Here is a 25,117-nt window from a genome sequence, read left to right as displayed (position 1 = left end):
GCTGCGCTTCTCGCAGCCTCGCGTGCGCGAGGCCGGCGGCGTTACAGGTAAAAGCAGTATAGCAACCGGGCCGCGGGGTAGCGGCCGCGGTTTACAAGGCGGGTTTCGTACTGCTCGGAGGTGTTGGTACGCCGGTTGATGTACTCCAGCTTCCGGGACTCCAAAACATATGTTTCCCGGAAGCCGTGGTGATACTGCACGGCCAACGCCAGGCCGCTGCGGTCTGTTAACCGCCACTCGGCTTGCCCCGAGGCATACACGAGGTAATTGGCCCGGTGCGGGCTTAGCTCATCAAACACGTAGTTGATTTCTTCCTCGGGCAAAGCCCCCGATGAGTTGCTGTAAACACCGCTGATTACAGAAGAGGCAAAAGCAGTCCGTACCATCATATAGCCACCCCCGCCCTCGGCGCTTATTTTGAGCTTCTGCGCTGGGTTGAAATAGTAACGGGCGCCGGCCGTAAAGTGCGCGGGCGAGGAGGCCAGCAGGCTGCGCGAGGAATTGGTGCTGTTTACCCCGCCTTGGGCATCGCGCTGGTAAATCAGGTGGTCGATGCGTAATCCGCGGTGCAGGCTGGCGGTTTTAACGGCCAGGCTACCCGCCCACCTGGGGCTGAACCGATGCACCACGCCCAGGGAAAAAGCGGCACCGGCTGTTTGAGTGGCGCGCATTTTGGGCGGCAGCCGGTTGCCTTCCGCGTGGTTCAAGGATACGCAGAAGCCGCCGCCGGCTTCAAGCGAGGTACGCTCCTGCGCCCGCAACGGGCTGAGCAGCGGCGTACCCAGGCAACAAGTGGCAGTAAGTAAAAGGCAGTTATAAGCCAGCATATAAGAGAGTTGTAAGCTAGCACCTTAACGGCTCGGGCACTTATAAAATTGCGCGCTGCCGCGGGCTACTTATTTCCTGCGGCCGTGTGCCTCGCTGGAGTTGGGATCTATGCGGTTGCGGCATGCCTGCACCAAGTGGTTGAACTAATCGGGGGTCGAAGGAACGCTGATCGGCAAGCATGCAATTCGGAAACGCGGAAAAACCTACTACACGGCAGGGCTGCTGTACGGCGGGAGCAGGACCCGAGAACGGCAAATGGTTTTATGCCGCCCCCGCAAGACGAACGGCTGTTCTACAGCTGGCTTTCGGTTAAATACTAGTGACCTGCTTTGTTCATGGCCACCTTTAGGTTAGCCACCAGCTTGGCCGCAGCCGCCTCAAACGCCTTACGAAGGGCCTCGAAACTAGCGGCACCGCCTTCCCCGATGGGCCTCACTTTGCCGGTCAGAAAATAATCTTCGAATGAAGTGGCGCCGCCCGGTTCTACAAACACAAAATCGGTTACCTCGTACCGATAACGGCCTTCCTGGAGGCACAGTTTTGTGGTGTAGTGCAGATGGGCGGTTGCGGTATAGGTTCGCTTCGCCCCATTATGAGTGTAAGAATAGGTGTAACTCAGGGGCTGAGCCGACGCCGCTTGCATAGCCTCGTTATCCAGCTCACGGGTAGTAATGAGAGACTTGGGCGGCGCGGGAAGCGCCATTACCCACGCTTTGACCCGTTCCTGCAATTCGGCCTGGCTGGCCCCGGCCACTGGCACTTCTTCGGTGAACATAACGCGGCGCGTTGCCTTGTTCATGGGTAAACCGAGTGGTTTTTGGGCCCAGACAGAACCGGCCAGGCAGCAGCTGAAAAGGATAGGCAATAGGCGTCGCATCGGGTAGGGCGTTGTGGTTATCGACAGCGAATGGTTAACCACCAACTTACCTTCTTTTTCTAAGAGTCAATCAACCGCCTGTTGTCTGGCACAGGGCAATAGTCAGGAGGCCTTGAACTGACCTTCTTGCAATTGACTATTTACTGGCAGGTGCTTCGTCAGGCTTGGCGTCGTCTTCTGACGATTTACCTGCCGATGCGTCTGTAGCGCGTTTTTCCTGGCTGGAAGTTTCGTCAGACGCTTCTTTTGCTTCGCCCTTGGCCTCGTGGCCGTCTTCCTGTTTCTCCTGCTCGTCGGCGTTTTGCTTGAACGCCTCCAGCTCCTTTTTGCTGTAAGCTTTGCGGGTGATGAGCACGTACACCACCGCCACCACTCCCGTGCCCACTATGGTGGCCACTAGCAAGCCGCCAAACACCGTCCAGCCGATGTGGCGGCGGCTTTCGGCACCGGCGCCCGAGGCAATGATGAGCGGCACCACGCCCAGAATGGCCGACATGGACGTCATGACGATGGGGCGGAAACGCAGGCGCACAGCGTCCAACGTGGCTTCCACTAACTCGGCACCCGCTTCGAGACGCTCCTTGGCGTATTCCACAATGAGAATGGCGTTTTTGCCTGCCAAACCCACCAGCGTTACCAACCCGATTTGGGCGTACACATTGTTGGTGAGGCTGGACATTAAGCTGAGCGTAACAATGGCCCCGAGCGAGCCGATGGGCACCGACACCAGCACGGCAAAGGGCACCGTCCAGCTTTCGTAGAGGGCCGCTAGCACCAAGAACACGAACACCAACGACAAGCCGAAGATATAGAGGGCTTGCGAGCCGGCTTCGTTTTCCTCGCGGCTCAGGCCCGAAAACTCGTAGCCGTAACCCGGCGGCAGGTTTTGCTCGGCCACCTCTTCCAGGGCTTTAATGGCGTCGCCGGTGCTGTAGCCGGCACCTGGGTCGCCGTTAATATCGGCCGAGCGGAACAGGTTGTAGTGTGAAATGAGCGGCGCCGTGGCGGTGCGCTGGTAGCTGATGAGGGTACTCAGCGGCACCATGCTGCCGGCAGTGTTGCGCACGTAATACTGGTTGAGGTTCTGGATGTCGCCGCGGTAACTGGTGTCGGCCTGGGCCACCACGCGGAAGGTGCGGCCGTAGAGCGTGAAATCGTTCACGTACGACGAGCTCAGGTAGGTTTGCAGGGCACGACCTACATCGGCTACCTGCACGCCTAGCTTTTTACACTTTTCGCGGTCGATATCGAGGCGGTAGCCGGGGGTGTTGGCAGTGAAGAAGGAAAAGCCCTTGGCAATTTCGGGGCGCTGGCGCATGGCACCCAGGAAGCTTTGCAAGGTGCGGTCGAAGGCCTGGATGTCGGTTTGGGCTTCGCGCTCCTGCAGTATAAACGAGAAGCCCGAGGTGTTGCCGAGGCCCGGAATGGCTGGCGGCGGAATCACGACCACCTTGGCTTCTTTGAACTGCCCCAGCCGGCGCTGAATGGTATCCACCAAGGCTTCGGCGTGCAGGGCCTCGTCTTTGCGTTCATCCCAGGGCTTGAGCTGCACGAACAAGGTGCCGCTGTTCGATTTCTGCGAAAAGTTGATGCCGTTCAGGCCCGCCAAACCCGAAAAGTGGTTGACGCCGGGCGTGCTTTCCAGCTCCTTCATCACATTCTTCAGCACGGCCACGGTACGGTCGGTAGACGACGCTTCGGGCAGCGTGAAGGTGATGATGAGCCGGCCTTCGTCTTCGGTGGGAATGAAGCCCGAGGGCTTGGCGCGGTACAGCAGCACCGTGCCCACCAGTATGCAGGCCAACGCTACCAATACCCAGCGCGGGTACTCAATCCCGCGCTTCACGCCGTTGGTGTACTTGTCGGTAAGCCGGCCGAACCAGCGGTTGAACTTGTCGAAAAACCGTTGCAGGAAGCCGGGCTTTTTCGCAGGTTTATCGTCGTGCTTTTCGGCTGGTCGTTCGGCGGAATTCTCGGCAGCAGTTTGCGTTTCCGCAGCTTCTGCGGCGCCCTCTGGTGCTGGTTTTCCGCCCTTGCTTGGGTGCTTGCGCTTCTTCAGAATGAGGGAGCAGAGCGCGGGCGTGAACGTGAGGGCCGAGAATGTGGATAGCACCACCGACACCGCTATGGTGAGGGCAAATTGCTGGTAGAGCCGCCCGGTAATGCCGCCGATGAATGCCACCGGCACAAACACCGCAATCAGGATGATGCTGGTGGTAACCACGGGCGTGGAAATTTCGCGCATGGCCTCGATGGTGGCCTCGCGCGGTTCCATGTCCTTCTCGTCCATGTTCAGCTGCGTGGCTTCCACAATCACAATGGCGTCGTCGATAACAATACCGATGGCTAGCACCAGCCCGAACAGGGTGAGCGTGTTGATGGTGAAGCCCAGCGGCACAAACGCCAGAAACGGCCCCACCACCGCCACCGGAATAGCCAACGTGGGAATGAGCGTGGCGCGCCAGTTTTGCAGAAACAGAAACACCACCAGCACCACCAGCACCAACGACTCCAGCATGGTGAACAGCACTTCCTTGATGGACACCTTCACCACCGTGGCCGCCTCGAAGGGAATGATGTAGTCGAGGTCGGCGGGGAACTGCTTTTTCAGCCGTTCCATTTCCGTTTTCACGTTCTCGTAGGTTTCCAGCGCGTTCGAGCCGGGCGCCTGGTACACCAGCATGTAGGCGGCGCGCTTGCCGTCCACGTAACTCTGGCTGCCGTAGTTGTACTTGCCCAACTCCACACGGGCCACGTCTTTGAGGTACACCACCGCGCCGGTTTCGGGCAGGGTTTTTACAATGACGTTGCTAAACTCTTCCACCGACGACAGCCGCCCGCGTACGAACACGGTGTACTCGAAACTCTGGCCCTTTTGCTGCGGCGCGGCACCGAGCGAACCGGCCGCAATCTGCGCGTTTTGCTCCTGCAGAGCCTCGGTCACTTCGGTAGCCGTAATGCCCAGCTGCGCCAGCTTATCGGGCTTCAGCCAGATGCGCATGGAGAAGTCGTCGGCGCGGGCATTAATGTCGCCCACGCCCTTGGTGCGCAGCAGCGCGTCTTTGATGTAGATGTTGGTGTAGTTGTCGAGGAAGGTAACGTCGTGGGTGCCTTTGGGGGCGTACAGGGCTACCAACATCAGAATACTGGGGTTGCGCTTGCGTACGGTGAGGCCCAGGCGCTGCACCTCCTGCGGCAAGCGCGGCAGCGCAATGCCCACGCGGTTTTGCACGTCGAGGGCGGCTATGTCGATGTCAGTACCTACCTCGAAGTTCACCGACATGCTCATTTGCCCGTTGTTCGAGCTGTTGCTGGTGAGGTAGCTCATGCCGGGCGTGCCGTTCACCTGCACCTCCACCGGCGTGGCTACATTTTGCTCCACGGTTTGCGCGTCGGCGCCCACGTAGGTGCCGCTCACCGATACCGTGGGCGGCGTGATGTTAGGGTACTGCGTAATGGGCAAACTCAGGATGGCCAGCACGCCCAGCAGCACAATAAGCGTGGAGCACACAATGGCCAGTACCGGCCGCCGAATAAAGGTTTCGGCTATCATGATTTGGCCTCTCCTTTCTTGCCGCCCGCTTTACCACCGGCCTTGCCTTCGCTGCCGCCCTGCTTGGGCTTGCCCAAGGTTACCACGCTGCTGTCGCGCAGTTGCTGCAGGCCCTCAGCCACTATTTTTTCGCCTTCCTTCAGGCCTTTCAGCACCACAATGTCGTCGCGCAGGCGCGGGCCCAGCTCCACCTTGCGCTGCAGGGCCACGGTGTCCTTCACCACAAACACGAAACTCTCGCCCATTTGGTCGAGAATGGATTTATTGGGCACCACCACCCGCACGCCTGATTCCTCGTTAAGCACGCGCAGCACGGTGCTCATGCCATCTTTCAGCACGCGCATGGGATTGGTGAATTGCACGCGCACCTGCACGGTGCCGGTTTGCTGGTTCACGCCCCGGTCAATAGCGAGGATCTTGCCGCCGGCCGCGTAGGGCTTGCCGCCGGGCAGCATGAGACGCAGCGTAGAGTCGCTGCTGATGCCGCGCTGCTCCTGCTGCAAGGCGGCGTAGCGGCTCAGCTCTTTCTCGTTGATGACGAAATCGACGCCGACCGGGTCTTCGCTGGAAATGGTATTGAGCAAGGTGCTGCCGGCACTTATTTGGGAACCCAGCTTCACTTGCGAAATGCCGATACGACCCGTGAACGGCGCTTTTACAAGTGAGTAATCGAGGTCGGTTTGGGCCGTGGCCACGGCGGCGCGGGCAACTTCTACCTGCGCACGGGCGGTGGCCTGGGTGGTTATGGCATTGTCGAGAATTTGGCGGGCAATGGCGTCCTGGGCGGCGAGGCGCTGGTAGCGCTCCACGTTTACGGTGGCGTTTTGCAGCTCGGCCTTGGCGCTCAGCAAACCGGCGCGGGCATCGCGCACGGCCGCCAGGTATTTGCGCCGGTCGATTTCGTAGAGCACTTTGCCCTTGGGCACCACTTCGCCTTCCTTGAAGAAAATACCCGTGACGAAACCGGGCACCTGGGTACGCAGCTCCACCGTGTTCAGCGCCACCACAGACGCGGGATACTCGTCGTAGTACACGGCCTCGGCCTTGCGGGCCTGTACCAGCGTAACGGGCGTGGGCGCCGATTCTTTGTCTTTCTCGCCGTCTTTTTCCTTGTCGCCGCAAGCAGTAAGCAAGCTTAGCAGAACCACCAGCACTGCTCCTTTCAAGGCTGTCATCCGGAGCTGGCGCAGGACCTTTCCTTCGAAGCATGAGTCGTTAACACGATAGTCGTTCGACGGCGGCAAGGACCTTCGCCAGCTCAGGATGACGGACGCGAGTGAGGAAGTATACATCGGGTAGCGGCTTAGTAGTTGGTGGGCAGGTTGCCCCGGGCCCGCAGCAGATCCACTTTGCTGGTCAGTACCTGGAACAGGGCCACGTAGTAATTCAGCTCGGCGGTGCGCAGCGTGGTTTGCGCCACAATCACGTCGAGGTAGGGCTTCACACCCTCGCGGTATTGCAGGTACACCACGTCGTTCACTTCGCGCGCCAGGGCCAGGTTGCGTTTGCCCAGTTGGTAATCGGCGTAATAGCCTTTGTAGGTAGCCAGGGCCTGCTGAAACTCGGTGTTGATCTGGTTGCGCACCGCTGTCAGGCTTTCGTCGAGGCGGGTATCGAGCAGGCGGGCGCGGCGCAGGTTTTGCAGCCGGCGCGTACCCTGAAAAATGGGCAAAGCCAGCTGCAAACCGGCAAACGAGCTGGGAAACCGACGGCTGTAAAGGTCGGCCAGCCGGTTGTTTTGGTACACCGAGTTGTAAGTTCCGAAGGCCGACAGCTCGGGCAGGAAACCGTACTGGTAATAGCTGATTTGGGCCGCTTGCAGTGCCTTCTCGGTTTGCAGCTGCTGGTACTCGATGCGGTTGGTGGCGTCGAGCGCAGCGGCGGTGTCTACAACGGCGTCACGCTCCAGGCGCAGCGTATCGTACTGCAGGCCCAGCGGCTGTTCACCGGGCAAGCCCATGAGCTGTTTGAGATAGGCAGATTTCGCATTTACGCTTTCGAGGGCCTGCTTGCGGGCGGCCAGGGAGTTGTTGAGGGCAATTTCGGCCTGCTTGTAGTCGATTTTATCCACCACGCCGGCATCGTAGCGCGCTTTGGCATCCTTCAGGCTGCGCTGCAGGCGCACAATGTCGGCCTCGAATACCTGAAACTGCCGCTGCGAGAGCAGCACGTCGAAAAACGCCTTGCTTACGTTGGCCACCACGTTGGTTTGCACTACGGCGGTGTTCTGCTGGTAAAAGCGCCGGGAAGGCCGCGCCGTACGCAGGGCCAGCCACACGTCGTTATTGAACAGAGCCTGGGTGCCGTTGAGGCTGATGGTAGATGTGTTTTTCAGCCCGATTTGCCGCGGCGTACTTACCCCTTCGGCGTTTGGGAATACCGTGAAGGGCAACTGAAAGAAGTGTTGCGCATCGGCCGTAACCCCCACCTGCGGCAGCCAATCCGAAAGCCCGATGCGGATGTCGGCCTCGTTTACTTCTTGGTCGAGGCGCGCTTGCCGCAGCACCGGCTGGTTGCGTACGGCATACTGCAGGCACTGCTCCAAAGTAAACGTGCCGCCGGGTGGCACGGTAGCGGGCGGCGTTTGGGCGCTGGCGGCCAGGCTCCAAAACAGCAGCAACGCCAAACACCACCCAGCCCTTACTGGCATGGGCAATAACACGCGAGACGGAGTTAAGAAGCCTGGGTGCACGAGCAACGGTTGCATGAGCGACATTCACAGGGTACAAATACCCAGACTGAAGCCTTACCGCAAATCGGCGCTTTGGGTTGCGCCTATCCTAGGTATGCAACCACTTAAACCAATTGTTTACACCCAGTAAATCAATTTTTTATAAATATTAACGCCGAATATTAACAATATGACGTGCAATTAGGTTAAGGCAAAAACATCAGCAAGTCACTTGTTATAATTATATTCAATTACCCAAAACACACGAGCGTTCTGGCGAAACCTTGTGCAGGTAATACCTCAGTATGAAGCCGCATTATTTTCCTGATTCAGCCAGTGTTTATCAGCGCCAGCATCTGCCGCGCGTCGCCGATGGCGGAGCCGCCGATGTCGTTGTTGAAATACAGGTACGCCTGCTTCACAGTGGATGCAGCTTCTATTTGTGCTTTCACCTGCTGCAGAAAGGCGGGCGCGTAAGGCGAGTGGTACAGCGCCGGCACGCCGTGTAGGCGGTAATAGAGCACCGGCGTGTTGGCTACTATCGCATCGGGCAGTTCGGGGTGGCTTTGCCCGCAAAAGCTTACGCCCCGGTCGGCCAGAGCAGCGTACACGGGCGGCTGCCACCAACTAGGATGCCGAAACTCCAGCACGTTAGCAAAGCTCGGATTGAGGCACTCGAGGATACGCGCGAGCCGCTCGGGTGTGTAAACGGTGCGCGGCGGCAGCTGAAACAGCACCGGGCCCAACTTCTCGCGCAAGCCCTCCTGCACGGTATTGTAAAAGTCGGTGAGCAATCCGCCCACTTCGTTAAACTGTCTGTAGTGGGTTATTAGCCGGGGCGCTTTTACCGAAAACACGAAATCGGCAGGGCTCGTGTCGTACCAATTTTGCAGAAAGGAAAGCTGCGGAAAACGGTAGAAAGTTACGTTTAGCTCCAGGGTCCGAAAGTGCTCGGCGTAGTACTCAAACCAGCGCCGCATGGGCAGCTTTTCGGGGTAAAACACGCCGCGCCAGTGGCGGTAGTGGTAACCAGAGCAGCCGATATGGTAAACGGGCATCGTGCAGAAACGAGTGGTACTTGCGGCTCTACGCAGCCCAACCCGAAAATGTGAGCCTACGCGTTGCGCCACCGGAGCTAAGCCCAACCGGATAGCAGCTTGGCCCGTTCTAGCAGGGCATATCCGACCCTCGACTCCATGGAAACTACCCGCGTTTTTACGGCCGATACCGAAACCGACCTGTGGCAGCAGGTAACCACCGACATGACCCAAGACGGTGCTCCCCTGGAGTACTCGGCGCTGTTGCATCAGGGCGGGTATAACTTTCGCCTCGACCTCGACATAGACCCCGGCGGCGGCTTTGAAAGCGGTTATGCCTATACGGCCCTCACGGCGCTGGTGCCCGGTAACCTGCCGCTTCGTTTTGCCTTGCACGAGCAGGACTGGATTCACGAATTGGGCAAGCTCGTGGGCATGGAAGACGTGGAACTGGGCCTCCCCGACCTCGACCCGGTATTCATGGTAAAAACCAACGACCCCGAGCTGCTCCGCGACCTGCTGGCTGATTCCGTGGTGCGCAACACGCTCATCAAGTACCAGGAATGCCGCCTGACCCTTGCCCCAGCCGACGACGAAACCGACCCTAATCTACACCTCATTTTCACCAAGGAAACGGGCATTGTGGAGCAAGAGAGTTTACTGGAAATCTACCACATGCTGTGCCGGCTGCTGCAGAAGCTCAGTCCGCAACCCGCCGGAGCAGTGGCATAAATTTGCGGGCAGGCATGCAACCGTTTTTCCGGCTGCAGGCTCCTGTTTGAGCCGCTGCACTACATGCCTAACCTGCTTTTTATGCCGAACCGCTACGCATTACTCCTTATCTCGAGTATGCTCCTCACGGGGCTATCCGGGTGTTGGTATCAGTTCAGAGTAGAGCCCGAACAAGTGCCGCTGCCCAGGTACCGGCCGCTGCTTATGTCGCGCTCCGCGTTGGAGCAGTCGGTGGCGCTGGTGGCGGCCCGCGACCTGCACAACACCGGCAAAATCTTCATCAAGGGCCCATACGTGTACATTAACGAGCGGTACGAGGGCGTGCACATCATCGACAACACCGACCCTGCCCAGCCGCGCAACGTAGGTTTCCTGCGCATTCCCGGCAACCTCGACGTTTCCATGCGCGGCAACCTGCTGTATGCCGATAACGCCGAGGACCTTGTAACCCTCGACGTGAGCGACCCGTCCGCCGTGCGCGTGAGCAGCCGCGTACGCCGCGCATTTCCCGAGCTGGCGCCGCCCGAGCAGGCCGACGTGATAGAGGAATACCGCCCCGAAAACCGCCCCGCCGACGCCGTAGTGGTGGGCTGGCAAAAAGTAGACTAGCGCCATGATTGTACCTGCTTTCCTGCGCCGCTACGCGCTGCCGCTTCTGCTATTGCTGCCGTTAGCAGCCTGCGAAACCTCCGCCGATTCGGCCAGCCCCATATCGGCGGGAGCCGACACCGGCAAGGCTGGCTCCATGGCCCGCTTCGCCGTGATGAATAACACGCTCTATACTGTCGACGGCCAGAGTTTGCGCGTGTTTAACCTCGCCGACCCCAACAACCCCGTGGCCGCCGGCCGGGCTGCCTTGGGCGTGGGCATTGAAACGATATTCCCCAAGCCGCCTTATCTGTTTATTGGTACCCAGCGGGGCATGTTCATATTCGACGCATCTGTACCCCTGGTTCCGCGGCAGGTGGCGTACTACGAGCACGTGGTAAGCTGCGACCCGGTGGTGGTAGCCGACCGCTACGCCTACCTCACGTTGCGGGCCGGCCGCACCTGCGGCGGTGGCATGAACCAGCTGCAAGTAATCGACCTCACCAACCTCAGCCAGCCCCGCCTCGCCCAGGTTTACCCGCTCACGAAGCCCTACGGCCTGGGCATCGACAGTGCCTCGCTGTTTGTGTGCGACGACGGCCTGAAGGTGTTTGATGCCCGCCGCACGCCCCTGCTTACCCAGCGCGAGCATCACCGCATCGAAGCCTACGATGTGATTCCCGACCGGGGCCGTTTATTTGTAATCGGGTCGGCGGGCCTGTACCAGTACCGCTACACAGCCGGCACCCTTACGCAGCTCAGCTTATTGCCCATTACGCCGCGCTAAGTGGTTTTATTCCGCATCGTTTCTTTCGCATGAGGCCAGTAACGCGCCGTGTAGTAGCCTTGGCCGCAGGAATTCTGCTGAGCCAGATTCCGCGCGCCTGGGCTCAATCGGCACCGGCGGTGGAGCGGCGGCCGCGGCAACTGGTGGTTAAATTGAACGCTTTTCCGCTGCTGGCCCGCGGCTACCACCTGGAAATCGAGAAAAGCTTTGCGGGCTACCCCCGGCACAGTGTGGGCCTCACCGGGCAGTACTACAACGGCCGCGTGCTCGACATTACCGCCGCCAACGTTAGCCGGCAGAACGAGCAGGTGCACGGCTATGGCGCCGAACTGCTGCACCGCGTGTACCTAAGCTCCGTGGCCGATGCGCAGCTGCGGGGCTTGTATATGGGCTATGGACCAAGTTACCAGCGCTTCTCCATGAGTTTTGTGCAGGATACCTGGGTGGAGCGGCCCGATGGTTTCGGCCTTACTTACTACGCCTTGGTTCCGGTTCCTTACACCGAGGACATTACCCGCGTGGGCGCGTCGGCGGTGCTGGGCTTTCAGGACTTGCTGGAAGCCACGCCTATTACCTTCGATTTCTATATTGGGCTGGGCTACCGCTACAGCAGTTTTCGCTCGGAGCTGCCCGAAAGCCGTTACCGCGCCGGCCTCCTCGACTATGGCCAACGGGGTGTGTACCTGCCGGCCGGCTTTAAAATTGGCCTGCTGCTGTAGCATACCAATGCCAAAGCAGCAGCCCGCATTACCCACGCACCCAACTAGCCGGCTCGGCCAACGAAGCGTTAGCGAGGCTTGCCTGGTGACAACTTTTTTCGGCACGCTCAGCAAAAACCAACAGGTACCTAGCGCAGCAAGCGTTGCAGGGCCTGCGCATTGAGCACGCCGGCGCCCCCAATGCCATTATTAAAGAACACGTACGCTTCTTTTACGCCCGGCGCGGCCTGCACATCGGCGGCCAGCTGCGTCAGATATTCCGCGCTGTAGCTCGATTTGTACAGTTCCGGCACGCCGTGCAGGCGGTAGTAGAGCAGACTATTGGTCGTTACTACATCGTCGGGGAGCGGCAGGGGGTGGCTCTGGCCCACAAAGCTGATGTTGTGCTGCGCAAGGGTGCGTAATACTTCTCCTTCCCACCAGCTGGGGTGCCGGAATTCCAGCGCGTTCGAAAAGCTGGGGTCGAGATGCCCGAGGATGCGGCCAAACAGCTCCTCGGTGTAAGCTGCTTTGGGCGGCAGCTGAAACAGTATTGGCCCCACCTTCTCGCGCAGGCCTTCGCGCACCAACCCGTAAAAATCGGCCAGTACGGGCGCCGCTTCGGGGCTGAACTTCTTGTAATGCGTAACGATGCGCGGCGCTTTCACCGCGAACCGAAAGCCCTCGGGGCTCTGCTCGTACCAGTTTTCGAAAGCCCTTAGCTCGGGCATCTTGTAAAAGGTAACGTTCAGCTCCAAGGCATTAAACTGCGTGCAGTAGTACCCAAACCACTTGCGCGGAGGCAATTCGGGCGGGTAAAACACGCCTTTCCAGTCGCGGTAGTGGAAGCCGGAACAGCCAATGCGGGGGGTATTCATGCGTAGAGCGGAGCTTGCTGACAGCGGCTGTACGCAAAAGCGCGCGGGAGGTACGAAGGCTACCGCAGCGGCGGCTTCCTCCGGTAGTTAGCACCGCCGTATAAGCCGGCCGGGCACCCAAATAAAAAGCATTACTTATATAGCAAAATGTTACTATTGTTGAACAGCGTTTAATTTTTCCCGTACCACTTCCCTCTCGCTTTTTTCCCAGGCTTATTCGCTGTTTTTCATCCTTACCCAGCTAATCCTCTTCGCTATGCCATTCCCTAGCCACGACCACGCCGGGAAATTTCTAGGGACTCCGGAGCTGGAGTTTATTACCGATGTCAACACCCCGAACCCCACAGCGAAACTCCTCAACGACTTTCTTTTCGTGGAGGTAACCGGTATTCGCTGGACCGCGCCCGCTGGCAGCCTCGTGGACGCCAGCAGTATTCCCCATGCCCTCTGGACGCTGTTCGGCTCGCCCTTTACGGCTAGCTATGCTCACGCCTTCATTATTCACAACGTGGCCTGCAACGCCCGCGTACGGCCCTGGCAGGATGTTCACCAGATGTTTTACCACGCCTGCCTGGCCGGCGGCATAGCCCTGGGCCTGGCCAAAGTCATGTACTTGGCCGTACGCAATTTCGGGCCGCGCTGGCCCCACCACATGTACGGCGAAAACACGCCCGGCAGCAGCACACCAGCGTCATCGGAAGAAGCCCAGCTGCGCTACGTTACACTGGCGCACAGCTATGTGCAGCAGCACGGCGACCGGGTTTCGTTGCAGGAAATAGACCGATACGCCACCGCTGCGCAACCGCAGAACCAGCAGACGGGCACGGCGTGACTCCCAACAGACGCACGTAAACCAACGCGCCCGTGGGTTCCCATTTATACGGAAAGCGGCGCCCTTAACGGCCCGAAAGCACGCCCGACCAGTACAGCACGCAGTACAGCAGGTAAACGCCGGGAATGGTAAGCATGTACACCCACCACGAGGGGTGCGAAAGGCGGTACTTCAGGCTTTCGGTGGAGTGCTTGGTGGTTTCCATAGTCGCGTGGCCCCCGGCCGTAACGGTGTACTTAAATATACAGCGTTTCCGCTGCATATTGCATCCGTATTTATAACACAAAAATCTAAATAATAACCTGTTAGCCGTTCTCGTGTAGCAGCTCGGCGTAACCAAACCGCTCATGGCGGGTACACGCTGAAACCTAGCCCGCTCCACGGCCAATTGTACCGCTTCTAATACCCACTCGTATGCCGCGTATCGTAACGCTCACCCTGAACCCGACCGTCGACAAAAGCACCACCGCCGACCAGATTATTCCCGACCACAAGCTGCGGTGCGCCGCGCCCAAGTTCGAGCCCGGCGGCGGGGGCATTAACGTGTCGCGGGGGCTCAGGCGCCTGGGGGCCGACTCGGTGGCGGTGTTTCCGGTGGGCGGCCCCTCGGGTACGCTTTTGCTGGAACTGCTCGAACAGGAGCACATCCAACAGCAGGCGGTGCCCGTGGCCGCCCGCACCCGCGAAAACTTCATCGTCGTTGATGCTTCAAACGGGCAGCAGTACCGCTTTGGCATGCCTGGCTCACCGCTCACACCCGACGAGCAGCAGCAGGTGCTTGAAAGCCTGCGCAGCCTGCCGGAAAAGCCCGAATACCTGGTTATCAGCGGCAGCCTGCCGCCCGGCGTCGAGCCAGAACTGGTGGTACGCATCATTCGGGCCGCTAAGGAGCTGAGCATTAAAGTAGTCGTCGATACTTCAGGGCCGGCCCTGCACCAGGCCCTGGCCGAGGGCGTGTACCTGGCCAAACCCAACGTGGGGGAACTCAGCAAAATGGCCGGCGTCGAGGAGCTGGACAACGACGCCGTGGCCGATATGGCACGGCGCCTGGTGCACGAAGGGAAATGCGAAATCGTGGTGACCTCACTCGGCCCCCAGGGAGCATGCGTGGTTACCCGCGACCTAGTTGACCATATTCCCGCGCCTGCCGTGCGCAAGCGCAGCACCGTGGGCGCCGGCGACAGCATGGTGGCCGGACTGGTGTATGGCCTGTCGACGGGCCTTTCGGTGCGCGAAACAGTGCGACTGGGCGTGGCCTGCGGTACGGCCGCCACCATGAACCCCGGCACCGAGCTTTTCAAGAAGGCCGACGTGGACAAGCTTTACCACTGGCTGCTTCAAACCATGCCGGCGGTAGCCGCTTAGCCCCAGCCCGTCCCTCTTTTCGCCTATACCCATCAACTCCCGCGCTATGTCTCTGTCTCAACCGCCCCAAAAACCCGAGCTGCCCGCCTGGGTATTTTTCGTGCTGCGGGTAAGCTCTCTGGCGGCGGTAGCGGTGGTGGCCTGGCTGGTGATGCGCTGCGAATCCTAGCCTTTCTCCTGGTAAAGGGCCTGCGGGCGTGTCTTCTTACCGACGCCGTTGCCTGCCGTTCTACGGCCAGGCGGAGCGTGCCTTATTTCCTCGGTTTTTGCCGTACTTTCTGGCCGTGGCAAGCCACCATTATCCAATTATTTCATCTATTAATCAGTATCTTAATAGAAACCGTAACTCCTACTGCCATGAATGAGCAAACTGCCCTCATTACCGGCGCGTCCAGCGGCATTGGCTTCGAGCTGGCCCGCTGTTTCGCCCGCGACGATTACCGCGTGGTGCTGGTGGCCCGCCGCCTCGAAGAACTGCAGGAGGCGGCTCGCTTGCTGCACCAGGAGTTCGGCGGCGTCGACATTCTGCTGTTGCCCCTGGATCTGAGCCGCCCCGAAGCGCCCGAGCAGCTTTACGCCGAAACCCAGCGGCGCGGTCTGCAAATCGACGCCTTGGTAAACGATGCCGGCTTTGGTGAAACGGGCTACTTCGCCGATACCGACATGCAAACCGAGCTGCGCATGATTCAGGTAAACGCTACCTCCCTGGTGCACCTGACCAAGCTGTACCTGCGCGACATGATGGCCCGCAACTACGGCCGCATTCTGCAGCTGGGCTCCGTGGCCTCGTTTTCGCCCAGCCCCTGCCAGGCCGTGTATGCGGCCACCAAGGCCTTTGTGCTCAGCTTCACCGAGGCCGTGCAGCACGAGCTGAAAAAGCAGCGGTCGGCGGTAACCATGACCATTCTCTGCCCGCCCCCCACCGACACCAATTTCTTCCAGGTAGCCCACGCCGAGCACACCTGGGCCGCCAACCACACGGCCTCGGCCCGCGAGGTGGCCGAAGAAGGCTACGATGCCATGATGGAGGGCGCGGCCCGCTCCCTGCCCACGCTGGCTGCCAAAGCCAACTTCTTTTCCAGCCTCGTGCTGCCCGATTCGGTGCTGGCCACGCTCATGAACACGCAGCTGCAGGAAGTCCGGCATTAAGCATCCGCCGGCAGGGCCGCCGTGGTTTCGCGGCGGCATTACGGGTTAGCCGAACGGCTGTTGCGCAGCTCCTGCCGCAGTTGCCGCACCTCCTCGTGCAGGGCCTCTATTTGCGCCGATCCGGCTATTTCGGCGCCCTGGTCCTCGGCGTCGCGGCCCATGAAAAAGGACGCCAGCGTGGCCGTGAAGTAGCCGAACACGGCGAAGCCATACAGGGCCAGCAGAAAGCAGAGGGTCCGCCCTTCGGCCGTTTTCGGCCAGTATTCGCTGCCCATGCTGGTGAGTACCATGGCCGTCCACCACAGGGCCTCGGGGTAGGTCCCGAGGCCGTTGGGCACGTCTTTTTCGAAGGCGTACATGCCGGCGGCGCCCAGCAGCAGCACCACGCCCGTGAGGCCTACCACGTAGCCAATGCCGCGCCGACCAAAGCTGGCCGCCAGCGCCTTCATGCCCCGGTTTAACGACCCCACCACTTTCACCAGCCGCAGCCCGCGCACAGCCCGGGCGGCCCGCAGCACCCGCGCCAGCCGGAACAGCCGCAGCGCCGGCACCACCAGCGAAATAAGCGTGATAATATTCGACTTGAGGAAAGGCAGCTTGGCCGGTGCGAGTATAAACTTGAGCGCGAAGTCCAGGATAAATAACACCCAGATGCCCAGGCTCAGGTGCTCCAGCGCCGGCGAAAGTCCCCAAATCAGCTCGATTCCCAGCAGCAGCAGCCACACGAAGCCCAGCACCAGCATGGGCGTTTCCAGCCAGTCGGTTAGTTGTTCCAGCAGCTCATGCCGCTCGTGCTGCAGCTGTTCTTTTTCAGAGGGAGAAGTAGCCATGCCTATGCGGTGCGGGTGGCGCGGCGTGCCATAAGGGCCGCCCTGGTGCATACGCCCGCTATGCGGCGGAGTTATATGGCCCGGCGCAGGCGCTGAACAGGCGTCGCCCCCACGCTATACCGTGCCTGCATTTTGCCTTGTTTCCCAGGCGCACTTCCCTTCGCTTCGCAGCCCCGCCCAGGGGCAACCTCCGCGCCGGACAACTCACCGGGCCTTGCCCGAGTTGGAGACCTGAGCAACCGAAAGGCACCAGCCGTTCCCGTATCCGCCTCTTGCTCCCGACCAGTTAGGCCCGGCTTAATCCCAAACAGCCCAGGCCCGTACCGAAGTAGCGCTGGCAACGGCCCGGCACGAAACCAGCAACCAAATGGGCACTCAGGATGCGAAGTACTGGCCCGGCAACCGCACCCATCGCACCCCGCCCGTATAAGGCGTGCATGCCCCGTTTGCGGAACCGCCATAACTTGCCTCCGAGTTGAGCGGAGCAACACCGCCTAACCACTGGGAAACGACAATTCAGTAACGAACACACAGCACATGGCTTCAGGTTTTTTTGCGCTACTAGATGATATTTCTGCTTTGGTAAAAGTAAGCGCGGCCAGTCTGGACGACGTGCCTGCCCAAGTAGCCAAAACCACCGGCAAAGTCTCCGGCATTGTTATCGACGATACGGCCGTTACGCCCAAATACGTGGTGGGCCTCGACCCCTCCCGCGAGCTGTCCATCATCTACCGGATTGCAAAAAAGTCCCTGATCAATAAACTATTGATTCTGAGTCCGGCCGCCTTGGTGCTGGGGTATTTTGCCCCCTGGGCCATTACGCCCATCCTCATGCTGGGCGGGGCTTACTTGTGCTTCGAGGGCTATGAAAAGGTGCATTCCATGTTCAGCAAGCACCACGAGGTGAACGTAGAAAGCGAGCAGGTAAAAACCATTACGCCCGAGGAGTTGGAGCAGGAACGGGTGGCCGGCGCCGTGCGCACCGATATTATTCTGTCGGCCGAAATCATGGCCATTGCCTACAGCCAGGTAACCGACCAAACGGTGGTAAACCAGATTGCCGTAATGGCGGCCGTAGCCGTGTTCATCACCATTGCCGTGTACGGTTTTGTGGGCCTGATCGTGAAAGCCGATGATTTCGGCGTACACCTGGCCCAGGACAAATACCACCCCGCTACGCAAAAGCTGGGGCGCGGCATTGTGAAATTCATGCCGCACTTCCTCAGCATCCTGAGCTACGTGGGCACCGCCGCCATGCTGTGGGTGGGAGCCGAAATTATTGCCCACGGCATTCCGTTTACCGCGCACCTGCTGCACGAGCTGGAAGTAGCTTTAGCTGATGTTCCCGCGCTGGCCTGGCTGGCCAAAGCACTTTCCTGTGCTATTGGCGGCTTACTGATTGGCTTTGTGGTGGAGAAACTGGTGCTGCTGGTTAAGAAGCTGCTAGGCAAGGACAAGAAGGAGCAAGCAGCCTGATCGGTTTTCCAGCTTCCATGCTCCACTTTCCCGATCCTGCAGGTTTTTTCGATTGCGTATCTTAGCTAGCCATGAAACTCGCCCTCGAACTGGAATTCCCCGACGACCAAGCCGCCAACGTGCTGCGCCTGCTCCAAAGCCTGCCTGAAACCACGGCCACCGTCATTCCGCATCCGGCCACGACCAACGCACCAGCCGCCGCATTGTCTGAAGCCGAGCAACAGCGCCTGATGCACGAGCTATTCGGCTCATGGCAGTCCGAAGAAAGCGGCGACGAGCTAACCCGGCAGCTGCTCGAAGCCCGCTACTTCCGCGACCGGGACGTGGAGCTATGAGCCAATACCTGCTCGATACCAACATCTGCATCCACTTTCTGAAAGGAGAAGCCGCGCTAGCCACCAAATTGCATGCGGTAGGTGTACATAATTGCTTTGTTAGCGAGCTGACGATAGCCGAACTCATCTACGGCATTGCCAAAAGTGCCCCTACGCGCCAGGCAGCCAACCGGCAAAGCTTGGCGAAAATCCAGCAGCTATTCAGCAACCGCATACTCCCCATTGCCGCCTGCTTTGAGCTCTACGGCTCCGAAAAAGCCCGACTACGCAGCATCGGCCGCCCGGTAGATGATTTCGACCTGCTTATCGGCTGCACGGCCCTGGCCCATGGCTTAACATTAGTCACGCGTAACACCCGCCATTTCGCGGACCTTGGCGGTATTTGGCTGGAGAACTGGATTGATGCGCCGCCCGCATTATCCGCCGCTCAGCAGTTGCAGTAACTCAGGCCTCTGCCGCCAGTTTAAACCATGAAACCTCTACTTCTCTTCGTGTTGCCGGCACTCCTTGCAGCCAAAACAACCGAGCAAGGCACCAGCCCTGAAGCGGGCAAAGTAGTTTACCAGTCGAAACGGCTAACCATCACCCAGGTAGCCCAAAACACCTTCGTGCATACCTCCTTTCTGGATTCCAAAACCTTCGGCAAAGTGCCGTGCAACGGCATGATCGTGAAGAGTGAAGGGGAAACGGTCGTCTTCGACACCCCCACCACCGACAAGGATTCCAAAGAACTGATCAACTGGATCAAAAAAGACCTTCGCTGCACCGTTAAAGCCGTAATTCCCACCCACTTTCACGAAGACTGCCTGGGCGGCCTGAAAGAGTTTGCGCGCCATAACATCCCCTCCTACGCCCACGAACCAACGATTACCTACGCCAAGCAGGCCAAATTTAACGTGCCCCAGCGCGGCTTTACCACCAGCCTAGCGTTGCCCTTCGGTAACACGCAGGTACTCGCTACGTTTTTCGGCGAAGGCCACACCCACGACAACGTGGTGGGCTATTTCCCCGACGACGAAGTGCTGTTCGGCGGGTGTTTGCTCAAAGAGCTAAATGCCACCAAAGGCAACCTGGCCGATGCCAACGTGCAAGCCTGGTCCGCCACGGTAACCCGGGTAAAGCAAGAGCACCCCAACGTGCGCGTGGTGATTCCCGGCCACGGCAAACCCGGCGACCAAAGCCTGCTCGATTACACCATTCGGCTGTTTCAGCAGCCCTAAAAGCCTACCGGTGCGCGTGAGCGAAGGCGTAATTTCCCCCTACTGGCCCCTACTGGCGCGAGTTTAGCGTAGCGTAACTCGTGACCAGCCATACCGAGAGACTGAGCCTCCCACGCTAGAATTTTTAAACCAAGCCCATCCGAAGCAGCCCCACCACACTGCCCAATTCTATTTGTCATCTAAAGCGCTTCGGAGCGGAGTAACTTCCTGCTCTGAGGCGCTTTATTTCACCCCAACAACCATTCCCTTGTTCCGCACCCGCGTCCTCTACTTGTGGCTGCAAATGATCGGGCTTACCCTAGTCCTGCTAACCGTTGCAGCATTCGTAGCCGCCACCTTCACCGACGATTTCAAGACCGCGGCCGTGTTGCTCCTCGTGCCCTTCGCGTTTGTCTTATATGCAAGTATGGCGGCAATTGCAGGCTTTCTGCCCATGCTAATCTTGATGCAACGCCTGCTCGTAGCAACAGGCACGCGCACCGGTCGTCCGGCCGAGTTTCAGGCCTTCCGTTCCCGGCTCAGCCTATACAGTTTAGTGCCCGCTACGTTTCCCTTTATGGCCTTGCTTTTACCCCAGTTGCGCCCGCACAGCGGACCACTTGCGGGCTTGCTGCTGCTCTGGGCGTTGTCCACGCTCATCGTGTGGCGCTTCAATGCTCGTCGCCTGCATCAGGAGTGGAACGCGGGCCAGCCATACTAAGGCATTGCTGATTCATCCAACCGCAGGCATTGTGCTTGTCTTTATGGCTCATTAGCCCGGCACATACCCTTACATTCACGTCATTTTGTCCAAAAACACGGGCGCAAAATCCTGCTTTTCAGCCAAAAAGTCCGCTTTACCCACCTAGCCCACCATTTGCTAAGTCCGTATCAGCAGAACCAGAGCACCTGAAACAGACTTAGCGCTATGAACTTCAACAACTTCACTATCAAGGCTCAGGAGGCCGTGCAGAAGGCCACCGAAATTGCCGGCGGCTATCAGCAGCAGGCCATCGAGACGGGCCACCTCCTGAAAGCCGTCTTTCAGGTGGACGAAAACGTGACCGGGTTTCTGGCCGGCAAGCTTGGCGTAAACCTGAACATCCTCACCCCGCGCCTGGATGCCATTGTGCAGGCGTACCCCAAGGTGAGCGGCGGTTCGCCCTACCTCGCCAACGAAGCTGCCGCCGCCATGCAGCGCGCCAACGGCTTCCTCAAGGAGTTCGATGACGAGTACGTATCGGTGGAGCACCTGCTGCTGGCCCTCGTGGACGGCCGCGACCAGGTGGCTACCCTGCTCAAGGACACGGGCTTCAACACCAAAGACCTCAAAGCCGCCATCAAGGAGCTGCGGGGCGGCCGCAAAGTCACGTCGCAGTCGGCCGAGGACCAGTACCAGAGCCTGAACCGCTACGCCCGCAACCTCAACGAGCAGGTGCGCTCGGGCAAGATGGACCCCGTCATCGGCCGCGACGAGGAAATCCGCCGCGTGCTGCAGATCCTGTCGCGCCGCACCAAGAACAACCCCGTGCTGCTGGGTGAGCCGGGCGTGGGCAAAACCGCCATCGTGGAGGGCCTGGCCCAGCGCATTGTGGCCGGCGACGTGCCTGAAAACCTCAAGGACAAGGTTATCATGTCGCTCGACATGGGCCTGCTCATTGCCGGCGCCAAGTACAAGGGCGAGTTTGAGGAGCGCCTCAAGGCCGTTATCAAGGAAGTAACCGACTCCGAAGGCCAGATCATTCTGTTCATCGACGAGATGCACACCCTCATTGGGGCGGGCGGCGGCGGCGAGGGCGCTATGGACGCGGCCAACCTGCTCAAGCCGGCCCTGGCCCGCGGGGAATTGCACTCCATCGGGGCTACCACGCTCAAGGAGTACCAGAAGTACGTGGAGAAAGACAAGGCCCTGGAGCGCCGCTTTCAGGCCGTGATGGTGGACGAGCCCAGCACCGAAGATGCCGTGAGCATCATGCGCGGCATCAAGGAGAAGTACGAGCTGCACCACGGCGTGCGGATTACCGACGACGCCGTAATTGCCGCCGTGGAGCTGTCGAGCCGCTACATCACCGACCGCTTCCTGCCCGACAAGGCCATCGACCTCATGGACGAGGCGGCGGCCAAGCTCCGCATCGAGCTGAACTCCATGCCCGTGGAGCTCGACGAGGTGCAGCGCCGCATCATGCAGCTGGAGATTGAGCGCGAAGCCATCCGCCGCGAAGACAACAAGGACCGCGAAGCCGTACTCAACAAGGAGCTGGCCGAGCTGGGCGACAAGCGCGACTCGCTGAAGGCCCGCTGGGAGTCGGAGAAAAACGTGCTCAACGACATCCAGGAGCAGAAGGAAGCCATTGAGCGGTTTAAGCTGGAAGCCGACCAGGCCGAACGGCAGGGCGACTACGGCCGCGTGGCCGAGCTGCGCTACGGCAAGATTCAGGAGGCCGAGGCCAAGCTGAAGACGCTGCAGGAGCAGGCCAACCAGAACAAGGACGGTGGCTCCATGCTGCAGGAAGTGGTAACCCACGAGGACATTGCCGAGGTAGTGGCGAAGTGGACCGGCATCCCAGTAAGCAAGATGCTGCAATCGGACCGCGAGAAGCTGCTCAACCTCGAAGCCGAGCTGGGCAAGCGCGTAGCCGGCCAGGCCGAAGCCATTGCGGCCATCTCCGACGCCGTACGCCGCTCCCGCGCCGGCTTGCAGGACCCCAAGCGGCCCATCGGCTCGTTTATCTTCCTCGGCACCACTGGGGTGGGCAAGACGGAGCTGGCCAAGGCCCTGGCCGAGTACCTCTTCAACGACGAAAACGCCATGGTGCGCATCGACATGAGCGAGTACCAGGAGCGCCACGCCGTGTCGCGCCTCATCGGGGCGCCTCCCGGCTACGTGGGCTACGACGAAGGCGGGCAGCTGACCGAGGCCGTGCGCCGCAAACCGTACTCGGTAATTCTGCTCGACGAGATTGAGAAGGCCCACCCGGACGTGTTCAACATCCTGCTGCAGGTGCTAGACGACGGCCGCCTCACCGATAACAAGGGTAGGGTGGCGAACTTCAAGAACACCATCATCATCATGACCTCGAACACCGGGGCCGACATCATTCAGCGCAATTTCAAGGAGCTCAACGAGTACAACCACGACGAAGTGGTGGACCGCACCCGCGAGGAAGTGGTGGAGCGCCTCAAGCAGCACATGCGCCCCGAGTTCCTGAACCGCATCGACGAAATCGTGATGTTCCAGCCGCTGAAACGCAAGGAGATTCGCAAGATTGTCGACATCCAGTTCAAGCAGATTCAGCACCGCCTGGAAGAAGCCGGCATCCGCCTGGAAGCCACCGACGAGGTGCTCGACTTCCTCGGCGAGCAAGGCTTCGACCCGACCTTCGGCGCCCGGCCCCTCAAGCGCGTGCTGCAGCGGCTGATTCTGAACGAGCTGTCGAAGGAAATCCTCTCCGGCAAAGTCAGCAAAGACGCCGTGGTGGAAGCCGAGCTGCGCGACGGGCATATCGAGTTCGTGAACGTGGACGTGCAGATTCCCGGCGTGTAAGTGCCTGCCCCCAACGAGTAGTAAAAACGCCCCGCCGATAACGGCGGGGCGTTTTCGCTTTTTAAACAACTGCAAAACTGCTTGTTACTAGTTGCCGGAGCAAGCAGTTATGTGCTGCGCCTATGCCCTGCCAACAAGGGTATTTTCGGTACCGAACAGCCGTATCCGTTACGCGCAGAGAGCAAAGTCTGCCACCAATGAGAAGCCCTAACTTAGCGGCCACCGCCCGGGTGCTACCGGCTGAAATTATACCTCCTAACTACCTTTTATGAGCAGACGAATTCTACTGCTGATTCTGGCCTGCATTACTTCACCTTTCCTTTGCCTGGCGCAGGAAAAACCCGCCTTTTCAGCGGCAGATATTAAATCGGATTTAGCGTATTGCTACGAAACCATAGCCAAGGCGCACTACAACTTATACGCTTATACCAGCAAAAGAAAATTCGATAAAACGTACGCCGCTTTAAAGCAATCCATCACGCAGGATTCTGTGGGCTTGCTGGAAACCACGAGGATTTTTCAAAAGCTGACAGCTATTGCCAATACCGGTCACTGCGAGGTGGACTTTCCCGCCGGATCGTACATAGCTTATGCCCAGCAGGGAGGCACCGTTTTTCCCCTGGAGTTAGCGTTGGAGGATGGCGTGGCTTATGTCCGCAAAAACTTTAGCAGCAATGCCGCCCTAAAGCCGGGTACCCAAATCATCAGCATAGACCAGATTCCGGTTGGCAAAATACTCGCCCGCATTCATCCCTACCTCTCGGCTGAGCGGGTGTATTTTAAGAACACCAAGCTTGAGTTGTATTCCTTTCCCCGGCTGTACTGGTCGTTGCTTGGCGCCAAACCGTCTTTTACCGTTCAGCTAAAAGATGCCCGGGGAGAAATGATCAGCCACGAGATTACCGCCATTCCGGTAATGGAATACGAAACCCGGCGCGGTGGCGAAATACTGTCTTCGGAGCGGGCTTTTAAATACCTGAACGACGTGGGCTACCTAAACCCAGGCCCTTTCGGCTCGGCGTTGCCGGATGGCGAAGCTCGTTTCAAGCGGTTTATCGATTCGGTATTTACCGATCTGCAGGCGCAAAAAACCAGCACCCTGCTCATCGACCTGCGCAACAACCCGGGGGGGCACAATGCCTACAGCGACTACCTCATCGCCTATTTCGCCGACAAGCCTTTCCGCTGGCACTCGGCTTTTCAGTTGAAGTCCAGCGCCGTGCTCAAGGAGCAAAGCCGCCCCCAAAACACCGCGGAAGTGACGGACGACTACACCAAGGCGATATTGAGTCATGCCGACGGCGAGGTTTACGCTTACTCCTTTCCCTTGCAGCAGCCGGCACCCGCCCCCAAACGATTTACCGGAAAGGTGCTGGTGCTCATCAACCGTCAATCCTACTCCATGGCCGCGGTAAGCGCGGCGCTTATCCAGGATTATGGCTTTGGCAAAATCGTAGGCGAAGAAACCGGCGACGTGCCCACCATGTACGGCTCGCAGTTCTCGTTTGTACTGCCGAGAACCAAGCTCGTAGTGAAAGTACCGAAGGGCTATTTCGTTCGCCCGAACGGCAGCACCAAGCTTGCCGGCGTCCAGCCCGACTACCCGGTAAGGGACCACCTGCTCGACGAAGAGGATGAAGTGCTAACCTACGTGCTGGATAAATTGCTCGTACCGGCCTCCGCCGGCAAGTAGCGGCCGGTACCGGCACGGAGGACTGCAGCGGCGCTGGGCACAGCC

General features: G+C 59.4%; 24 protein-coding genes. 15 read left to right on the top strand and 9 right to left on the bottom strand.

The window, feature by feature from the left end; all coding sequences use genetic code 11:
• Positions 1-41 precede the first annotated feature (41 nt).
• The 6 genes from ABD903_RS00455 to ABD903_RS00430 all read right to left on the bottom strand — a co-directional run bounded on the left by ABD903_RS00455 (position 42) and on the right by ABD903_RS00430 (position 8,987).
• Positions 42-827 (bottom strand): hypothetical protein, encoded by a 786-nt coding sequence (locus tag ABD903_RS00455; protein WP_345220366.1) that lies wholly within the window; start codon positions 825-827, stop codon positions 42-44.
• 317 nt (positions 828-1,144) lie between these two features.
• Positions 1,145-1,627 carry a DUF4468 domain-containing protein gene (locus tag ABD903_RS00450; protein ID WP_345220365.1) on the bottom strand — a complete coding sequence of 161 codons (483 nt, stop codon included), beginning with the start codon at positions 1,625-1,627 and terminating at the stop codon, positions 1,145-1,147.
• Positions 1,628-1,841: 214 nt separating this feature from the next.
• Positions 1,842-5,258 carry an efflux RND transporter permease subunit gene (locus tag ABD903_RS00445; protein WP_345220364.1) on the bottom strand — a complete coding sequence of 1,139 codons (3,417 nt, stop codon included), beginning with the start codon at positions 5,256-5,258 and terminating at the stop codon, positions 1,842-1,844.
• Positions 5,255-6,433 (bottom strand): efflux RND transporter periplasmic adaptor subunit, encoded by a 1,179-nt coding sequence (locus ABD903_RS00440; protein WP_345220363.1) that lies wholly within the window; start codon positions 6,431-6,433, stop codon positions 5,255-5,257. Before ABD903_RS00440 ends, ABD903_RS00445 begins: the two co-directional genes overlap by 4 nt.
• 128 nt (positions 6,434-6,561) lie before the next feature.
• Positions 6,562-7,908, bottom strand: coding sequence for a TolC family protein (locus ABD903_RS00435; RefSeq protein ID WP_345220361.1), 1,347 nt, complete (start codon positions 7,906-7,908; stop codon positions 6,562-6,564).
• Positions 7,909-8,258: 350 nt separating this feature from the next.
• The gene (locus ABD903_RS00430; RefSeq protein ID WP_345220359.1) at positions 8,259-8,987 is read right to left on the bottom strand and encodes a DUF72 domain-containing protein; all 729 of its coding nucleotides are present in this window, start codon (positions 8,985-8,987) and stop codon (positions 8,259-8,261) included.
• 138 nt (positions 8,988-9,125) lie between these two features.
• Between ABD903_RS00430 and ABD903_RS00425 the strand changes: the two genes are divergently transcribed.
• From ABD903_RS00425 to ABD903_RS00410, 4 genes are all read left to right on the top strand, one after another.
• Positions 9,126-9,698 carry a hypothetical protein gene (locus ABD903_RS00425; RefSeq protein ID WP_345220357.1) on the top strand — a complete coding sequence of 191 codons (573 nt, stop codon included), beginning with the start codon at positions 9,126-9,128 and terminating at the stop codon, positions 9,696-9,698.
• Between the two features lie 204 nt (positions 9,699-9,902).
• Positions 9,903-10,307 carry an LVIVD repeat-containing protein gene (locus ABD903_RS00420; RefSeq protein WP_345220356.1) on the top strand — a complete coding sequence of 135 codons (405 nt, stop codon included), beginning with the start codon at positions 9,903-9,905 and terminating at the stop codon, positions 10,305-10,307.
• Positions 10,308-10,311: 4 nt separating this feature from the next.
• Complete coding sequence (locus ABD903_RS00415; RefSeq protein WP_345220354.1) at positions 10,312-11,073, top strand: LVIVD repeat-containing protein; 762 nt, start codon at positions 10,312-10,314, stop codon at positions 11,071-11,073.
• A 29-nt stretch (positions 11,074-11,102) separates the two neighbouring features.
• Positions 11,103-11,792, top strand: coding sequence for a hypothetical protein (locus ABD903_RS00410; RefSeq protein WP_345220353.1), 690 nt, complete (start codon positions 11,103-11,105; stop codon positions 11,790-11,792).
• A 128-nt stretch (positions 11,793-11,920) separates the two neighbouring features.
• Here the strand turns inward: ABD903_RS00410 and ABD903_RS00405 are convergent, their stop codons facing one another.
• Positions 11,921-12,649, bottom strand: a complete 729-nt coding sequence (locus tag ABD903_RS00405) for a DUF72 domain-containing protein (RefSeq protein WP_345220351.1) — start codon at positions 12,647-12,649, stop codon at positions 11,921-11,923.
• A 256-nt stretch (positions 12,650-12,905) separates the two neighbouring features.
• On the opposite strand from ABD903_RS00405, the gene ABD903_RS00400 reads away from it, so the two are divergent.
• Positions 12,906-13,481: a DUF1353 domain-containing protein gene (locus ABD903_RS00400; RefSeq protein WP_345220350.1), complete on the top strand. Its 576-nt coding sequence runs from the start codon at positions 12,906-12,908 to the stop codon at positions 13,479-13,481.
• 64 nt (positions 13,482-13,545) lie between these two features.
• On the opposite strand, the gene ABD903_RS00395 is transcribed toward ABD903_RS00400, so the two are convergent.
• Positions 13,546-13,686: a hypothetical protein gene (locus tag ABD903_RS00395; protein ID WP_345220349.1), complete on the bottom strand. Its 141-nt coding sequence runs from the start codon at positions 13,684-13,686 to the stop codon at positions 13,546-13,548.
• 209 nt (positions 13,687-13,895) lie between these two features.
• Between ABD903_RS00395 and ABD903_RS00390 the strand changes: the two genes are divergently transcribed.
• The 3 genes from ABD903_RS00390 to ABD903_RS00380 all read left to right on the top strand — a co-directional run bounded on the left by ABD903_RS00390 (position 13,896) and on the right by ABD903_RS00380 (position 15,995).
• Positions 13,896-14,846 (top strand): 1-phosphofructokinase family hexose kinase, encoded by a 951-nt coding sequence (locus ABD903_RS00390; protein WP_345220347.1) that lies wholly within the window; start codon positions 13,896-13,898, stop codon positions 14,844-14,846.
• Positions 14,847-14,892: 46 nt separating this feature from the next.
• Positions 14,893-15,015, top strand: coding sequence for a hypothetical protein (locus ABD903_RS00385; protein WP_345220346.1), 123 nt, complete (start codon positions 14,893-14,895; stop codon positions 15,013-15,015).
• Between the two features lie 188 nt (positions 15,016-15,203).
• Complete coding sequence (locus ABD903_RS00380; RefSeq protein WP_345220344.1) at positions 15,204-15,995, top strand: SDR family NAD(P)-dependent oxidoreductase; 792 nt, start codon at positions 15,204-15,206, stop codon at positions 15,993-15,995.
• Positions 15,996-16,033: 38 nt separating this feature from the next.
• Here the strand turns inward: ABD903_RS00380 and ABD903_RS00375 are convergent, their stop codons facing one another.
• Positions 16,034-16,825 carry an ion transporter gene (locus ABD903_RS00375; RefSeq protein WP_345220343.1) on the bottom strand — a complete coding sequence of 264 codons (792 nt, stop codon included), beginning with the start codon at positions 16,823-16,825 and terminating at the stop codon, positions 16,034-16,036.
• A gap of 537 nt (positions 16,826-17,362) precedes the next feature.
• Between ABD903_RS00375 and ABD903_RS00370 the strand changes: the two genes are divergently transcribed.
• The 7 genes from ABD903_RS00370 (at position 17,363) to ABD903_RS00340 (ending at position 25,072) form a co-directional block, all read left to right on the top strand.
• On the top strand, positions 17,363-18,301 hold the full coding sequence (locus ABD903_RS00370) for a DUF808 domain-containing protein (RefSeq protein WP_345220341.1): 939 nt from the start codon (positions 17,363-17,365) through the stop codon (positions 18,299-18,301).
• Positions 18,302-18,372: 71 nt separating this feature from the next.
• Positions 18,373-18,636 carry a hypothetical protein gene (locus ABD903_RS00365; protein WP_345220339.1) on the top strand — a complete coding sequence of 88 codons (264 nt, stop codon included), beginning with the start codon at positions 18,373-18,375 and terminating at the stop codon, positions 18,634-18,636.
• The gene (locus tag ABD903_RS00360; RefSeq protein WP_345220337.1) at positions 18,633-19,079 is read left to right on the top strand and encodes a type II toxin-antitoxin system VapC family toxin; all 447 of its coding nucleotides are present in this window, start codon (positions 18,633-18,635) and stop codon (positions 19,077-19,079) included. The genes ABD903_RS00365 and ABD903_RS00360 overlap by 4 nt, the downstream gene beginning before the upstream one ends.
• A gap of 27 nt (positions 19,080-19,106) precedes the next feature.
• Entirely contained in the window at positions 19,107-19,856 is a 750-nt protein-coding gene (bla, locus tag ABD903_RS00355) for a subclass B1 metallo-beta-lactamase (protein WP_345220335.1), read from the top strand.
• Between the two features lie 247 nt (positions 19,857-20,103).
• On the top strand, positions 20,104-20,556 hold the full coding sequence (locus ABD903_RS00350) for a hypothetical protein (RefSeq protein WP_345220333.1): 453 nt from the start codon (positions 20,104-20,106) through the stop codon (positions 20,554-20,556).
• A 207-nt stretch (positions 20,557-20,763) separates the two neighbouring features.
• Entirely contained in the window at positions 20,764-23,379 is a 2,616-nt protein-coding gene (gene clpB, locus ABD903_RS00345; protein WP_345220331.1) for an ATP-dependent chaperone ClpB, read from the top strand.
• Positions 23,380-23,647: 268 nt separating this feature from the next.
• Positions 23,648-25,072 (top strand): S41 family peptidase, encoded by a 1,425-nt coding sequence (locus ABD903_RS00340; RefSeq protein WP_345220329.1) that lies wholly within the window; start codon positions 23,648-23,650, stop codon positions 25,070-25,072.
• Positions 25,073-25,117: the final 45 nt, after the last annotated feature.

It is taken from the genome of Hymenobacter koreensis (genome assembly GCF_039541855.1).
Taxonomy (GTDB): domain Bacteria; phylum Bacteroidota; class Bacteroidia; order Cytophagales; family Hymenobacteraceae; genus Solirubrum; species Solirubrum koreensis.
This window is presented reverse-complemented; position numbering and strand designations above follow the sequence as displayed.

Coding starts and splice junctions, on each gene's coding strand:
- ABD903_RS00375 (WP_345220343.1), bottom strand. CDS start 16,825: ATGGCTACTTCTCCCTCTGAAAAAGAACAGCTGCAGCACGAGCGGCAT.
- ABD903_RS00370 (WP_345220341.1), top strand. CDS start 17,363: ATGGCTTCAGGTTTTTTTGCGCTACTAGATGATATTTCTGCTTTGGTA.
- ABD903_RS00405 (WP_345220351.1), bottom strand. CDS start 12,649: ATGAATACCCCCCGCATTGGCTGTTCCGGCTTCCACTACCGCGACTGG.
- ABD903_RS00365 (WP_345220339.1), top strand. CDS start 18,373: ATGAAACTCGCCCTCGAACTGGAATTCCCCGACGACCAAGCCGCCAAC.
- ABD903_RS00385 (WP_345220346.1), top strand. CDS start 14,893: ATGTCTCTGTCTCAACCGCCCCAAAAACCCGAGCTGCCCGCCTGGGTA.
- clpB (WP_345220331.1), top strand. CDS start 20,764: ATGAACTTCAACAACTTCACTATCAAGGCTCAGGAGGCCGTGCAGAAG.
- ABD903_RS00395 (WP_345220349.1), bottom strand. CDS start 13,686: ATGGAAACCACCAAGCACTCCACCGAAAGCCTGAAGTACCGCCTTTCG.
- ABD903_RS00340 (WP_345220329.1), top strand. CDS start 23,648: ATGAGCAGACGAATTCTACTGCTGATTCTGGCCTGCATTACTTCACCT.
- ABD903_RS00435 (WP_345220361.1), bottom strand. CDS start 7,908: ATGCCAGTAAGGGCTGGGTGGTGTTTGGCGTTGCTGCTGTTTTGGAGC.
- ABD903_RS00440 (WP_345220363.1), bottom strand. CDS start 6,433: ATGACAGCCTTGAAAGGAGCAGTGCTGGTGGTTCTGCTAAGCTTGCTT.
- ABD903_RS00420 (WP_345220356.1), top strand. CDS start 9,903: ATGTCGCGCTCCGCGTTGGAGCAGTCGGTGGCGCTGGTGGCGGCCCGC.
- ABD903_RS00425 (WP_345220357.1), top strand. CDS start 9,126: ATGGAAACTACCCGCGTTTTTACGGCCGATACCGAAACCGACCTGTGG.
- ABD903_RS00400 (WP_345220350.1), top strand. CDS start 12,906: ATGCCATTCCCTAGCCACGACCACGCCGGGAAATTTCTAGGGACTCCG.
- ABD903_RS00390 (WP_345220347.1), top strand. CDS start 13,896: ATGCCGCGTATCGTAACGCTCACCCTGAACCCGACCGTCGACAAAAGC.
- ABD903_RS00415 (WP_345220354.1), top strand. CDS start 10,312: ATGATTGTACCTGCTTTCCTGCGCCGCTACGCGCTGCCGCTTCTGCTA.
- ABD903_RS00445 (WP_345220364.1), bottom strand. CDS start 5,258: ATGATAGCCGAAACCTTTATTCGGCGGCCGGTACTGGCCATTGTGTGC.
- ABD903_RS00450 (WP_345220365.1), bottom strand. CDS start 1,627: ATGAACAAGGCAACGCGCCGCGTTATGTTCACCGAAGAAGTGCCAGTG.
- ABD903_RS00430 (WP_345220359.1), bottom strand. CDS start 8,987: ATGCCCGTTTACCATATCGGCTGCTCTGGTTACCACTACCGCCACTGG.
- ABD903_RS00410 (WP_345220353.1), top strand. CDS start 11,103: ATGAGGCCAGTAACGCGCCGTGTAGTAGCCTTGGCCGCAGGAATTCTG.
- ABD903_RS00455 (WP_345220366.1), bottom strand. CDS start 827: ATGCTGGCTTATAACTGCCTTTTACTTACTGCCACTTGTTGCCTGGGT.
- ABD903_RS00360 (WP_345220337.1), top strand. CDS start 18,633: ATGAGCCAATACCTGCTCGATACCAACATCTGCATCCACTTTCTGAAA.
- ABD903_RS00380 (WP_345220344.1), top strand. CDS start 15,204: ATGAATGAGCAAACTGCCCTCATTACCGGCGCGTCCAGCGGCATTGGC.
- bla (WP_345220335.1), top strand. CDS start 19,107: ATGAAACCTCTACTTCTCTTCGTGTTGCCGGCACTCCTTGCAGCCAAA.